General features: G+C 74.3%; 16 protein-coding genes. 13 read left to right on the forward strand and 3 right to left on the reverse strand.

Annotation, left to right across the window (positions count from 1 at the left end; all coding sequences use genetic code 11):
* The first annotated feature begins 86 nt into the window (after positions 1–86).
* Genes TK50_RS35260 through TK50_RS29325 form a run of 5 tightly spaced genes read left to right on the forward strand, consistent with a single transcriptional unit; the run spans position 87 to position 2,303 of the window.
* Positions 87–257: a hypothetical protein gene (locus tag TK50_RS35260; RefSeq protein WP_229406898.1), complete on the forward strand. Its 171-nt coding sequence runs from the start codon at positions 87–89 to the stop codon at positions 255–257.
* Positions 244–618, forward strand: a complete 375-nt coding sequence (locus TK50_RS35770; RefSeq protein ID WP_043968788.1) for a helix-turn-helix domain-containing protein — start codon at positions 244–246, stop codon at positions 616–618. The genes TK50_RS35260 and TK50_RS35770 overlap by 14 nt, the downstream gene beginning before the upstream one ends.
* Before the next feature lie 4 nt (positions 619–622).
* On the forward strand, positions 623–868 hold the full coding sequence (locus TK50_RS29315) for a hypothetical protein (protein ID WP_043968789.1): 246 nt from the start codon (positions 623–625) through the stop codon (positions 866–868).
* A 32-nt stretch (positions 869–900) separates the two neighbouring features.
* Positions 901–1,080: a 50S ribosomal protein L32 gene (gene rpmF / locus TK50_RS29320; protein WP_043968791.1), complete on the forward strand. Its 180-nt coding sequence runs from the start codon at positions 901–903 to the stop codon at positions 1,078–1,080.
* A complete protein-coding gene (locus tag TK50_RS29325) occupies positions 1,077–2,303 on the forward strand; it encodes a GTP-binding protein (protein ID WP_043968792.1) in 1,227 nt (408 codons plus the stop codon). The genes rpmF and TK50_RS29325 overlap by 4 nt, the downstream gene beginning before the upstream one ends.
* Positions 2,304–2,396: 93 nt before the next feature.
* On the opposite strand, the gene TK50_RS29330 is transcribed toward TK50_RS29325, so the two are convergent.
* Positions 2,397–2,657, reverse strand: coding sequence for a type B 50S ribosomal protein L31 (locus TK50_RS29330; protein ID WP_043968793.1), 261 nt, complete (start codon positions 2,655–2,657; stop codon positions 2,397–2,399).
* Entirely contained in the window at positions 2,654–3,967 is a 1,314-nt protein-coding gene (locus TK50_RS29335; RefSeq protein WP_043968795.1) for a CobW family GTP-binding protein, read from the reverse strand. The genes TK50_RS29330 and TK50_RS29335 overlap by 4 nt, the downstream gene beginning before the upstream one ends.
* Before the next feature lie 272 nt (positions 3,968–4,239).
* Between TK50_RS29335 and rpmB the strand changes: the two genes are divergently transcribed.
* From rpmB to TK50_RS29355, 4 genes are all read left to right on the forward strand, one after another.
* A complete protein-coding gene (gene rpmB, locus TK50_RS29340) occupies positions 4,240–4,476 on the forward strand; it encodes a 50S ribosomal protein L28 (protein WP_043968796.1) in 237 nt (78 codons plus the stop codon).
* Positions 4,476–4,643, forward strand: coding sequence for a 50S ribosomal protein L33 (rpmG, locus tag TK50_RS29345; RefSeq protein ID WP_013287204.1), 168 nt, complete (start codon positions 4,476–4,478; stop codon positions 4,641–4,643). The genes rpmB and rpmG overlap by 1 nt, the downstream gene beginning before the upstream one ends.
* A complete protein-coding gene (rpsN, locus tag TK50_RS29350; RefSeq protein WP_043968797.1) occupies positions 4,643–4,948 on the forward strand; it encodes a 30S ribosomal protein S14 in 306 nt (101 codons plus the stop codon). The genes rpmG and rpsN overlap by 1 nt, the downstream gene beginning before the upstream one ends.
* 63 nt (positions 4,949–5,011) lie before the next feature.
* Entirely contained in the window at positions 5,012–5,848 is an 837-nt protein-coding gene (locus TK50_RS29355; RefSeq protein ID WP_043968798.1) for a class I SAM-dependent methyltransferase, read from the forward strand.
* A 63-nt stretch (positions 5,849–5,911) separates the two neighbouring features.
* On the opposite strand, the gene TK50_RS29360 is transcribed toward TK50_RS29355, so the two are convergent.
* Positions 5,912–7,210 carry a glycosyltransferase gene (locus TK50_RS29360; RefSeq protein ID WP_043968799.1) on the reverse strand — a complete coding sequence of 433 codons (1,299 nt, stop codon included), beginning with the start codon at positions 7,208–7,210 and terminating at the stop codon, positions 5,912–5,914.
* 252 nt (positions 7,211–7,462) lie between these two features.
* Between TK50_RS29360 and TK50_RS29365 the strand changes: the two genes are divergently transcribed.
* The 4 genes from TK50_RS29365 (at position 7,463) to TK50_RS29380 (ending at position 11,856) form a co-directional block, all read left to right on the forward strand.
* The gene (locus TK50_RS29365; RefSeq protein WP_043968801.1) at positions 7,463–8,569 is read left to right on the forward strand and encodes a calcium:cation antiporter; all 1,107 of its coding nucleotides are present in this window, start codon (positions 7,463–7,465) and stop codon (positions 8,567–8,569) included.
* A 163-nt stretch (positions 8,570–8,732) separates the two neighbouring features.
* Positions 8,733–9,482, forward strand: coding sequence for a neutral zinc metallopeptidase (locus TK50_RS29370; RefSeq protein ID WP_043968802.1), 750 nt, complete (start codon positions 8,733–8,735; stop codon positions 9,480–9,482).
* Between the two features lie 166 nt (positions 9,483–9,648).
* Positions 9,649–10,302: an HAD family hydrolase gene (locus TK50_RS29375; RefSeq protein ID WP_043968803.1), complete on the forward strand. Its 654-nt coding sequence runs from the start codon at positions 9,649–9,651 to the stop codon at positions 10,300–10,302.
* A 375-nt stretch (positions 10,303–10,677) separates the two neighbouring features.
* Entirely contained in the window at positions 10,678–11,856 is a 1,179-nt protein-coding gene (locus TK50_RS29380) for a Cmx/CmrA family chloramphenicol efflux MFS transporter (protein ID WP_043968805.1), read from the forward strand.
* The last annotated feature ends 4 nt before the right edge of the window (positions 11,857–11,860 follow it).

Below are 11,860 nucleotides of genomic sequence, written 5' to 3' on the forward strand. Positions count from 1 at the left end.
TGACTGCCGCCGTGCCCTTGAGCCGGCGCGGTGGTGGCGGTCCTTCCCGGAGCCCACCGCCGCGCCCCTTCCCGAAGGGGTTGCAGGTGGGCGACGCGCAACACGATCCAGGGTCGAGCTGGGGCGAGCAGGCGGACGCGGAGGAGCGGGAGGCGGCGAGGCAGCGGATCCTCGCGCAGGCCGAGGCCGAACGGATACCGGTCGAGGAGACGACCCGGGCGGTGCCGGACCGGCGGTGGCGTCGTGGGCAGCGGTGAGCCGGCGATAGGTCGGCGGGTGGCGCAGTGGCGGGCGCGGCGGCGGATGACGCAGCAGATGCTCGCCGACCGGCTGGGCAAGTCCAAGAGCTGGGTGGACAAGGTCGAACGTGGCGTTCGCGCCTTGGACCGGTTCTCCGTCATCCGGGACGTCGCCGAGGTGCTGCGGGTGGATGCGACAATCCTGCTGGGCGGTGACGTGCGGCCGGCGGGAACCACCGGGACCGAGGGCGTGGAGGGGGTCCGGGCGGCCCTCGCCTGCTATGACATCCGCCCGGTCGGGCCCGATGTGCGGCCGGTGGGGTCGACGGGCGAGTTGCACCGGCCGGCGTCGCCCACCTGGCCACGGCGATCGGCCTGATCCGATGACCGCGCCGTTCCTGTCCCTGGCGCAGATCCGCAACCGGCTCATCCTCACCGCCCGCTGGGTCCTACGCGACCACCGACCCGCCCCCGACGGCCGCTGCCCGATCTGCCGCACGGCGGGCTGCCCGGCGGCCGCCGCCGCCCGCGACGTTCTCCGCGCGGCCACGGAGGTGCAGCTGTGGAATGCGCCGGCCCATCCGGCCGACGACCGAGGGGTTATGCGAAACGAAAACCACTTCCGTTAAGCTGGCGTCGACCTCTCGACGAAGGAGAACCCATGGCCGTACCGAAGCGGAAGATGTCGCGGTCGAACACCCGGCACCGGCGGGCGCAGTGGAAGGCGGCGGTGCCGCAGCTGACCCCCTGCCCGTGCCCGCGCAAGGAGATGGTGGTGCCGCACCGGGCCTGCGCGCACTGCGGGCTGTACAAGGGGCGTCAGGTGGTGGAGCGGCCGTGACCGGACGGCTCCCGGTGACGGTGCTGTCCGGGTTTCTCGGTGCCGGCAAGACGAGCCTGCTCAACCACGTGCTGGCCAACCGGGACGGGCTGCGGGTGGCGGTGATCGTCAACGACATGAGCGAGGTGAACGTCGACGCCGCGCTGGTCCGTGGCGGCGGCGCGCTGTCGCGGACGCAGGAGCGGCTGGTCGAGCTGACCAACGGCTGTATCTGCTGCACGCTGCGCGACGACCTGCTCGCCGAGGTGGCCCGGCTGGCCCGGCAGGGCCGTTTCGACTACCTGCTGATCGAGTCCAGCGGCATCTCCGAGCCGATGCCGGTCGCCGCGACGTTCGCCTTCGGCGTGGAGGGCGGGCAGGTGCTCGACGATCTGGCCCGCCTGGACACCACGGTCACGGTGGTCGACACGGCGGGCCTGCTGGCCATGATCGAGGCGGGGGAGAGCCTGGAAGCGCGAGGGCTGGCCGCGTACGAGGGTGACGACCGTGGCATCGCGGATCTGCTGGTCGACCAGATCGAGTTCGCCGACGTGCTGGTGGTCAACAAGACCGACCTGGTCGGCGCGGAGGACCTGGTGGTGGCCGAGGCGCTGCTGACCCGGCTGAACCCGGCCGCCCGGCAGGTGCGTGCCGTGCACGGTCGGGTCCCGCCGGCGGAGGTCCTCGACACCGGCCGGTTCGACCTGGAGCGGGCGGAGACCGCGCCCGGCTGGGTCGCCGAGCTCAACGGCGGGCACGTGCCGGAGACGGAGGAGTATGGCATCTCCAGCATCGTGTTCCGTGACCACCGGCCGTTTCATCCGCAGCGACTCTGGGACCTGCTCGCCGGTGGCGTGGACGGCTACGGGGTCGTGCGGTCGAAGGGCTTCCTGTGGCTGGCCAGCCGCCCCGGTGTCCAGGCGTTGTGGTCGCAGGCCGGCCCGACGGGGCGGTGCGACCCGGTCGGGGTCCCGGTGGTGGCGTCGGGGGAGTGGCCGCAGGACCCCGACGAGCGGGCCGAGTTGGAGTCCCGCTGGCATCCGGTCTTCGGTGACCGGCAGCAGGAACTCGTCCTCATCGGCGTGCACCTCGACGGTGACGGCCTGCGGGCGGCCCTCGCGGCCTGCCTGCTCACCGACACCGAGATCGCCGCCGGGGAGGACGTGTGGCGGGCGTTGCCCGACCCGTTCCCCGCCTGGGACCTCGGCGACCTGCACGACCACGCGGACCCGGTCCCGGCCTGACGAGGGCCGCCCCTGGCAGCCGGGGACGTCGCCCGGTGGCGGCGCGAATGGTGAGCCACTCGCGCCGCCACCGGGAGGCGGGCGGCCCGGTGTTCACCCGCCCCGGGGCCCGCGGCGGGCGTACTTCTGGCGGAACTTCTCCACCCGGCCGGCGGTGTCGAGCAGGCGCTGCCTGCCGGTCCAGAACGGGTGGCTGGCCGAGGAGATCTGCACGTCGATGACGGGATAGGTGTTGCCGTCGCTCCACTCGATCGTCTGGTCGCTGGTGGCGGTGGAGCGGGTGAGGAAGGCGAAGTCGGCGCCCCTGTCGCGGTAGACGACGGGCCGGTACTCGGGGTGGATGCCGGGCTTCATGCGGGTCGTGCTCCTTCGGTGTCGGTGTCGGTGTCGGTGTCGGATCCGGCCGGTTCCGCCGTGCCGAGGGGGAAGCAGCCGGCGAACGGGTCGGGGTAGGTGCACCAGGTGTCTTCGCCGTCGGCGAGTTCGGCGTCGGTGAGCAGGCAGCCGGCGAGGGTGCGGTGCAGGTCGACGGGGTCGATGTCGACGCCGATGAAGACGAGGTGCTGGTGCCGGTCGCCGTAGTAGGGGTCCCAGTCCAGGGCGGCGGCGATGCGCCGCTGGTCGTCGACGTGTTCCCAGCGGTCCTCGGGCAGGCTGACCAGCCAGTGCCCGAGGGATCCCATGGCCAGGCCGCCGCCGGCGAACTCCCAGGCCACCACGGTGTCGGGTTGGCTGGCCAGCCAGAGGTGCCCGCGGGAGCGGATGATCTCGGCGTTCACGTCCTCCAGCACGTCGTGCAGGCGCTGGGGGTGAAACGGCCGGCGGGCGCGGAAGACGGCGGAGACCACTCCGCAGTCGGGTTCCGGCTCGTGTGCGCCGAGGGCGTAGCCCTGCAGGCCGCGGGCGAAGATCCCCGGGGTTCCCGGACGGTGCCGACGGGTGTGGCGTAGCTGGCGGGTCAACGCGCCGGCGTCGACGACGTCGCCGTCGACGCGGAGGTGGGCCGCCCACGGGGCCATCCTCCGTAGCAGCACCGACAGCCTGCTCGTGTCGAACGCGCCTTCGCGCGACCGCCCCCAGAGCACCAGCGTGTCGGCGTACTCGATCTGCCGGACCACGACGTCGGCGAGCGCGCGGTGGTCGTCCTCGGCGGCCTGGATGCCGAGCGCGCGGAGGTCCTCGGTGCTGGCCAGGCCGTCGAGCAGATGTTCGGCGTCGAGGACGGTCACGTAGGAGTCGACGCGGACGAGGTCGGTGATCGGCGCGCCGTCGACGAGGCAGTGGGCGCAGGCGGCGGCGACGGCCTCGGGCTCCACCACCTCCGGCAGCATCAGCACCAGGTCCCGGCCGGGACGGGTGCGGGCGAGACGGGCGATGGTGGGCAGCACGTCCTCGCGCAGCGTGCAGGAGATGCAGCCGTGCCGCAGGGTGATCTGTTCGTCCTCGACGATGCCGGCGTCGGAGCGGACCACCCGACGGACGACGCCGTCGCGGATCCGGGCGAGGTCGTGCCGCACGAGCAGCAGCGACTCGTCGGCGGCGAGCAGCGTGCGGGCGACGGCGAAGGTTGCCGCCGGCCAGAACCCGGACAGGACGGTCAGCGACGGGCGGGTATCGACGTCGGTTGTCGCGGCGTGGGACGGGGCCTGTGGTGACGACGACATCGGACTCCTCTCGACCTAGTTGAAAACGATTGTCATTCTAAGCACACGGCGCGGCCGGGTGAACGACGGCCTGTGGGTCGGGTGGTCGGGGTCGAGCCGGGGTGAGGCCCGCCGCCCGGCGTCCGCGCCGGGCCCTCGCCCGGCGTCCGCTCCGGACCCTCGCCCGGCGGTGAGTCGACGCCAGTGGCCCGGTGTGGATGTGGCCGGGCGGCTGGCGTAGAACTGAAAATCATTGTCGTTATCGTTACGGCTACCACGAAGGAGAGAGCACCGTGTCCCGACGCTGTGACGTCACCGGCGCGAAGCCGAGCTTCGGCAACGCCGTGTCCCACTCCCACCGGCGCACCCGCCGCCGGTGGAACCCCAACCTGCAGCACCACCGCTACTGGCTCCCGTCGGAGCGGCGCTGGATCAGCCTCACCCTGACGGCCAGGGCCCTGCGGACCGTGGACCGCAAGGGCATCGAGAAGGTCGTCGCCGAGCTGCGTAACCGGGGGGTGAAGGTCTGATGGCCCGCCAGACCGACGTCCGTCCGATCGTGCGGCTGCGCAGCACCGCCGGCACCGGCTACACGTACGTGACCCGCAAGAACCGTCGCAACGACCCGGACCGCCTGGTCCTGCGCAAGTACGACCCCGTCGTGCGCCGGCACGTCGAGTTCCGCGAGGCGCGCTGATGGCCAAGAAGAGCATGGTCGACCGGCAGGCGCGTCGACAGGAGCTGGTGACCCGACACGCCCGGACGCGGGCGGAGCTGAAGCGGCTGGTCGCCCACCCGGGGACCGACCCCGGCGCGCGGGGCGAGGCGGTCCGCCGGCTCAGCCGGCTTCCGCGCGACTCCAGCCCGGTGCGGCTGCGGTCGCGCGACCAGATCGACGGCCGCCCCCGCGGAGTGCTGACCCGGTTCGGGCTCTCCCGGGTGCGGTTCCGCGAGCTTGCCCTGCGCGGCGAGCTGCCCGGGGTGCGCAAGGCGTCGTGCTGAGGCCGCCACGTGCGATCCGGTGATCGTACCGCTGGTCGTCTCGGCGGCCGGTAGGGTGCGGCCGTGACGGACGGGTGGACGTGGGACGAGTCGCTGTTCGAGGGTGCCGCCGCGCACTACGAGCGGGGCCGCCTGCCCTACGCGGCGGGATTCGTGGCGGCGCTGGCCGACGAGCTGGGGCTCGATGGGTCGGGCCGGCTGCTGGACGTGGGGTGTGGCCCGGGGACGGTGACCGTGCCGCTGGCGGGCTGCTTCGCCGAGGCGGTGGGCGTGGACCCCGACGCCGGGATGCTGGCCCGGGCGCGGCTGCGGGCCGCGCGCGACGGCGTGGACAACCTCCAATGGGTACGCGCGCGGGCCGAGGACCTGCCCGCCGGGCTGGGCGTGTTCCGGGTGGTGGTGTTCGCGCAGTCGTTCCACTGGACGGTGCAGGACACCGTCGCCGCGGCGGTGCGGGGGATGCTGCCGCCGGGCGGGGCGTTCGTGCACGTCGCCGAGGTCAAGGAGCTGCCGTCGGCGGAGGGGTTGCCGCATCCGGTGCCCCCGTACGCGGCGGTCGCCGAGCTGGTGCGCCGCTGGCTCGGGCCGGTGCGGCGGGCCGGTCGGGGGGTCCTGCCGGACGGGACGCCCGGCGGCGAGGAGCGGGTCCTGGCCGGGGCGGGGTTCGCGGGCCCCACGCGGCTGCGGGTGCCCTCCGGCGCGGTGGTGCGGCGGTCGGTCGACGACGTGGTGGCGTGGGTGCACTCGCGCTCGGACGGGGCCCCGCACCTGTTCGGGTCGCGGCTGGGGGAGTTCGACGCCGACCTACGGGCCCTGCTCTCGGCGGCGTCGTCCGGAGGATGGTTCGCCGAGCGGGTGCCGGACACGGAGCTGCGGATCTGGCGTACGCCCCGGGGTTGAGGGCGGGCGTGGCCGGGTGGCGTGCCGCCGGCCGGCGCGGGGCCGGCCGGCGGCACGCGGCGGTCAGCCGGCCGCGATGGACGCGGCGGCGGCCACCTGCACCAGCGGCCCCTGCACCAGTGGGCCCTGCACGGAGCCGCCGATGCGGCGGGCCTCGGCGAGGAGGTGGGCGCGCCAGCGCCGCCACAGCGGGGTCATCCGGGAGGTCAGCCAGACGACGTCGACGGCGTCGTCGGGCAGGACGGTGCGGATGCCGAGGGCGTGGTGGGCGGGGCGCGTCGGATCCTCGGGGAGCCTGGCGATCAGCGTCTCGTCGTAGTCGAACAGGTGGGCGGGCGGGAAGCCGGGCGGTAGTTCGCCCCCGCAGCCGAACACGGCGATGCGGGCGCCGGGCGGCACGGTGTCGCGCAGCCGGGCCAGTTCGGCGGTGACGTCGAGGGCGCGGACCCGGTTGACGGCCCGGCGGATGGCGGGCAGTTCCTGGCGCAGGTGCCAGGCGCGGGTGTCCTCCAGCTGGGGCAGGTGCCGGGCGAACCAGGCCCAGAGCAGCTCCAGCACCGGTTCGGGGTGCTTGCGCAGGATGGTCAGGACGTTGCTGGGGTCGTCGCCGGTGTCGACGGTGGCCTCCCGGGGGTGGGGGCTGTCCACCGCCCACGCCTCGCGGCTGACCTCGAAGGCGAGCCCGTGGCGGTCCAGGCGCAGCCCGAGTTCGATGTCCTCGCCGCCCCACGAGCGGAAGTCCTCGTCGAAGCCGCCGACGGCGTGGAAGTCGGCGGCCGGCACGGAGCAGTTGAGCGACCAGAACAGCTGCCAGGCCAGGGGGACGCGGGACAGGTCGAAGGCGGTGCTGGCGAAGGTGGCGTGCCGGCCGTCCTGGAAGGAGGGCAGCGCGCCGAACGTGCGGACGATCTCCTCGGGGGTGCGGTCGCGGGTCGCGGCCTCCAGCCCGGGGACGGGGTCGCCGGGCTGGTAGCCGAAGGTGTAGCCGAGGACGGCGCGGGGCGGCCCGGGGCGGGCGTGGGCGGCGAGATGGGCGGCCAGGAAGTCGGGGCCGGGCAGCACGCCGGTGTCGACGAACGCGAGGACGTCGCCGGTGGCCAGCCGGGCGCCGGCGTTGCGGGCGGCGGCGGCGCGGAAGCCGAGGTCGGGCTGGAAGTGGTAGCGCAGGCGTAGCCGGTCGGCGAACGCGTCGACGGTCTGCCGGGTGTCGTCGGTGGAGCCGTCGTCGGCGACGACGACCTCGTACCGCTCGGCGGGCATCCGCTGGTCGGCGAGCGCGGTCAGGGTGCCGCGCAGCAGGGGCGAACGGTTGTAGGTGGGGACGATGACGGAGATCAGTGGCGTTGCGGCGCCAGATGACATGGTGTGACTCCGGTACTCGGGGGCGTCACAACCTATCGACCGGCGGCGGTGCCGTACATCAGTCGTGAGGCTTGTTCATCTCCTGCTTCCGGAATGCGGGAAGCCCCGACCCGAGGGACATTCCCGTATTGTCGGGCATCATTGCCGGGTATCCAGGGTGACCGAAACAGCCCAGCTGCGGCGGTGCGGCACGGGGCCGGGCCGCGTCCCGAACTGTGGGCGATGATCGCGATTTCTGGCAGGGTTGACCCCATGCTCGCCCTCCTGCGCTCCCGCGTCACCGACTGGACCCTCACCGTGCCCGTGCTGGCCGTGGTGATCCTGGCTCTGACCTGGGGCAGGGAGCTGCCCCCGCTGGTCGTGGGGGTGGTCGCGACGTTCCTCGCCGGGGCGGTGCTCGCCGCCGTGCACCACGCGGAGGTGGTCGCCCACAAGGTGGGGGAGCCGTTCGGCTCGCTGGTCCTCGCCGTCGCGGTCACGGTGATCGAGGTGGCCCTGATCGTCACCCTGATGATCAGCGGCGGCGACAAGACGGTCTCGCTGGCCCGGGACACGGTCTTCGCCGCCGTCATGATCACCTGCAACGGCATCCTCGGCCTGTCCCTGCTGCTCGCGGCGCTGCGTCGCCGGGTGGCGGTGTTCAACCCCGAGGGCACCGGCGGTGCCCTGGCCACCGTGGCCACCCTGGCCACCCTCAGCCTGGTCGTGCCGACCTTCACCACCAGCCGGCCCGGCCCCGAGTTCTCCCCGCCGCAGCTCGTCTTCGCCGCCGTGGCCTCGCTCGCCCTGTACGGGCTGTTCGTGCTCGTGCAGACCGGCCGGCACCGCGACTACTTCCTGCCGGTCACCTCCGACGGGACCGTCGCCGACGCCGACGGCGACGGGCACGCCGACCCGCCGTCGGCCGGCGCCGCCCTGGCCAGCCTGATCATGCTGCTGGTGGCGCTGATCGCCGTGGTGGGCCTCGCGAAGATGGTGTCCCCGGCGATCGAGGCCGGGGTGTCGGCGGCGAACCTGCCGCAGGCGTTCGTCGGTGTGGTGATCGCGCTGCTGGTGCTGCTGCCCGAGACCCTCGCCGCCGCCCGCGCCGCGCGCCGCGACCGGGTGCAGATCAGCCTCAACCTGGCCCTCGGCTCGGCCATGGCCAGCATCGGCCTGACCATCCCCGCCATCGCGATCGCCTCCATCTGGCTCGACGGGCCGCTGCTGCTCGGGCTCGGCGGCACCCAGTTGACCCTGCTGGCGCTGACCGTCGTCACCGGCGTGCTGACCGTGGTGCCGGGCCGGGCCACCCTGCTGCAGGGCGGCGTGCACCTGGTCCTGCTGGCCGCGTTCGTCTTCCTCGCCGCCAGCCCTTGATCCCTCGCCGCCGGCTCCTGACGGCCGCGCGCCGGCCCGGCCCGGTGCGGCCCACGGGTGCGGTCCGGTCGACCGCGATCGGGGATGGTCACCGTGTCGCCGGCCGGGCATGATCGACAGGGAGCCGGGGTAGTGGACCGGTCGGACGAGCCGGGGAGGCACTGTGACGGCACGGTCGGGACGTCGGCCCGGCGGCCCGCTGGCCGGGCTGCTGGCCGCGTTGGTGCTGGCCAGCGGCTGCGTGGTCGGCGGGGTGAACGAGGGCGCGCCGCAGCAACCCCTGCCCCGGTCGACCCGCCAGCCCAGCTCGCCGCAGGGGGAGCAGACCCGCGCCGACGGCACCACCAGCGTGGCCGAGTTCCAGGAGGACATGGCCGTCGCGGTGGACAAGGCCGAGATCTACTGGACCGCGCAGTTCCGGGCGTCGGGCCGGCGGTTCCAGCCGGTGCGTCGGGTCGTGCCCTACCAGCGGGAGGGCGAGGTCTCCTGCGCCGGGCAGGCCCTGCCCCGCAACAACGCCGTGTACTGCTCGGCGGGCGACTTCATCGCCTACGACGTCCGCTGGTCCGTGGCGGCGTTCCGGCAGGTCGGCGACGCGTTCCTCTACTACCTGCTCGGCCACGAGTACGCCCACGGCATCCAGGTGCGCCTCGGCATCCGCGCCCAGTTCACCATCCAGCAGGAGCTGCAGGCCGACTGCATGGCCGGGGCGTACATCGGCGGCTCGATCGAGGCCGGTCACCTGCGGCTGGAGGACGGCGACCTCGACGAGTTCCGGGAAGGGCTGCTCGCCGTCGGCGACGACCCCGACCAGCCGTGGTTCGCCGAGGGGGCGCACGGCACCGCCGAGCAACGCACCGACCACTTCTTCCGCGGGTACGAACAGGGCCTCGCGGCCTGCAACCTCGGCTGACGGCGAACCCGGCGGGCCGGCCGACGGCGCGCCGCCGGGTGGCAACGGGACCGCCGGGCGTGGACAGGGGCGGGGACCGGGTCCCGGCCGGGGCGGGCCGGCTGCGAGGATCGGGTCGACCCCGCGACGCCTGGAGGACCCCCTGAGCAGCCACCACCCCGCCGCCGTGCTCTTCGACATGGACGGCACCCTGGTCGACAGCGAGAAACTGTGGGACGTCGCGCTGCGCGAGCTCGCCGCCGAATACGGCGCCACCCTCTCCGACGCCGGCCGCAAGGCGCTCATCGGCACCAGCATGGCCGACGCGATGCGGATCCTGCACGACGACCTCGGCCAGCCGTACCGCGACCCGCAGGTCAGCGCGGCGTGGATCGACGCCCGGATCCTGGAGCTGTTCCGCACCGGGCTGCGCTGGCGGCCCGGCGCGCTGGCGCTGCTGCGCGCGGTCCGCGCGGCGGGCATCCCCACCGCCCTGGTCACCTCCAGCGGCCGCCCGCTCGTGGAGGTGGCGCTGGACACCCTGGGCCGGGACAGCTTCGACGCGGTCGTCTGCGGCGACGAGGTGGACGCGGCGAAGCCGCACCCGGAGCCGTACCTGACGGCCGCCCGGCTGCTCGGCGTGCCGATCGCCCGGTGCGTGGCGATCGAGGACTCCCCGACCGGGGTGGCCAGTGCCCTCGCCGCCGGCGCGGCCGTGCTGGCGGTGCCGGCGGAGGTGCCGATCGCGCCGACCGACGGCGTACACCAGCTCGACAGCCTGACCGGCGCGGACCTGGAACTGCTCGCCGCCCTGCTCGGCGAGCCGCCCGCGCGCGCCTGAACGCCGGCGGATCCGGCCGCCGTGGGCCCGCCCCGCGCGGCGATTGACGCTGCCGCACGTGGCGACTAGCCTTCGCTGCGTGTCCGGCCCCGAGGCGTCCAGACGCCAGCCACCGTTGTCCGGTGGCTGGCCCCTGATGATGTCGCGCTGAGCCTCAGCTCACGCTGAGGCGGCACGCCCGTCGCCGCGTCGCCACCGACTCCACGGTTTCCCGGGGCGCGCCTGCCCGCCGTCGCCACGCAGTGGCGGGGCCCGTAGCGCTGCCCGCCCGGAAGTCCTCTCGCGGTGGCACCCGCGCGGCCGGCTGGACGAATCCGCCGCCCCGTGGCCCGCCGCGTCCCCGCCATCCACCCACGACGCGGTTGTGGAGTCGTCATGCCAATCGTGATCTACATTCTCGGGCTCGCCGTCTTCGCCCAGGGAACCTCCGAGTTCATGCTGGCCGGCCTGATCCCGGACATCGCCGCCGACCTGCGGGTCTCCGTCCCGGCAGCCGGCACGCTCACCTCGACCTTCGCCGCCGGAATGATCATCGGGGCGCCGCTGATGGCCGTGCTCAGCCTGCGCTGGCCCAGACGATGGGCGCTGCTGGTCTTCCTGACCGCCTTCATCGCCGCCCACGTCGTCGGGGCGGTCACCGCCAGCTTCGGTGTCCTGTTGGCCACCCGCGTCGTCGGTGCCGTGGCCAACGCCGGGTTCCTGGCCGTGGGGCTCGCCACGGCGGTCGGCCTGGCCGGGCCACACGCCAAGGGCCGGGCCGCCTCCGTGCTGCTCGGTGGCGTCACCCTCGCCTGCGTCGCGGGGGTGCCCGCCGGCGCCGTGCTCGGAAACCTGTGGGGCTGGCGGTCGGCGTTCTGGGCGGTGGCCGCCGTCTCGGTGCCCGCCGCCGTCGCGATCCTGCGCTCCGTGCCGCCCACGCCCCTGGGCGCGCCCGTGCCCGACGCGCGGCGGGAACTGCGCGCGCTGCGCCGTCCCCGACTGGCTGTGACCCTGGTCCTGGCCGCGCTGGTCAACGGCGCGACCTTCTGCACCTTCACCTACCTGGCCCCGCTGGCCACCGACGTCAGCGGGTACGACAGGGCGTGGGTGCCGGCGCTGCTCGCGGTCTTCTGCCTGGGATCCTTCGTCGGCGTCACCGTCGCCGGCCGGCTGTCGGACACCCGGCCGATGCGGATCCTGGTGCCCGGCGGCCTGGCCCTGCTCGCCGGCTGGCTGCTGTTCGCGGCGACCGCAGCGATCGCCCCGGTGGCGTTGCTGCTCGTCCTCGTCCAGGGGACGCTGTCGTTCGCCGTCGGGGCCACGCTGATCACGCTGGTGCTCTACCGGGCCGCCGACGCGCCGTCGCTGGGTGGCTCCTTCGCGACCGCCGCCCTCAACGTGGGCGCGGCCGCCGGCCCCCTGCTGGGCGGTGCCGCGATCGGCGCGGGCCTCGGCTACCGGTCCCCGCTGTGGGTCAGCGCGCTGCTGGTGGCGCTGGCCCTCACGGTGGGACTGGTCCCGGCGCTGCGGCGTCGGGGCCGCGCGGACGCCCCGGGGCAGCCGGTCCCGTCGTAACCCG

The organism is Micromonospora haikouensis (assembly GCF_000876225.1).
Taxonomy (GTDB): Bacteria; Actinomycetota; Actinomycetes; order Mycobacteriales; family Micromonosporaceae; genus Micromonospora; species Micromonospora haikouensis.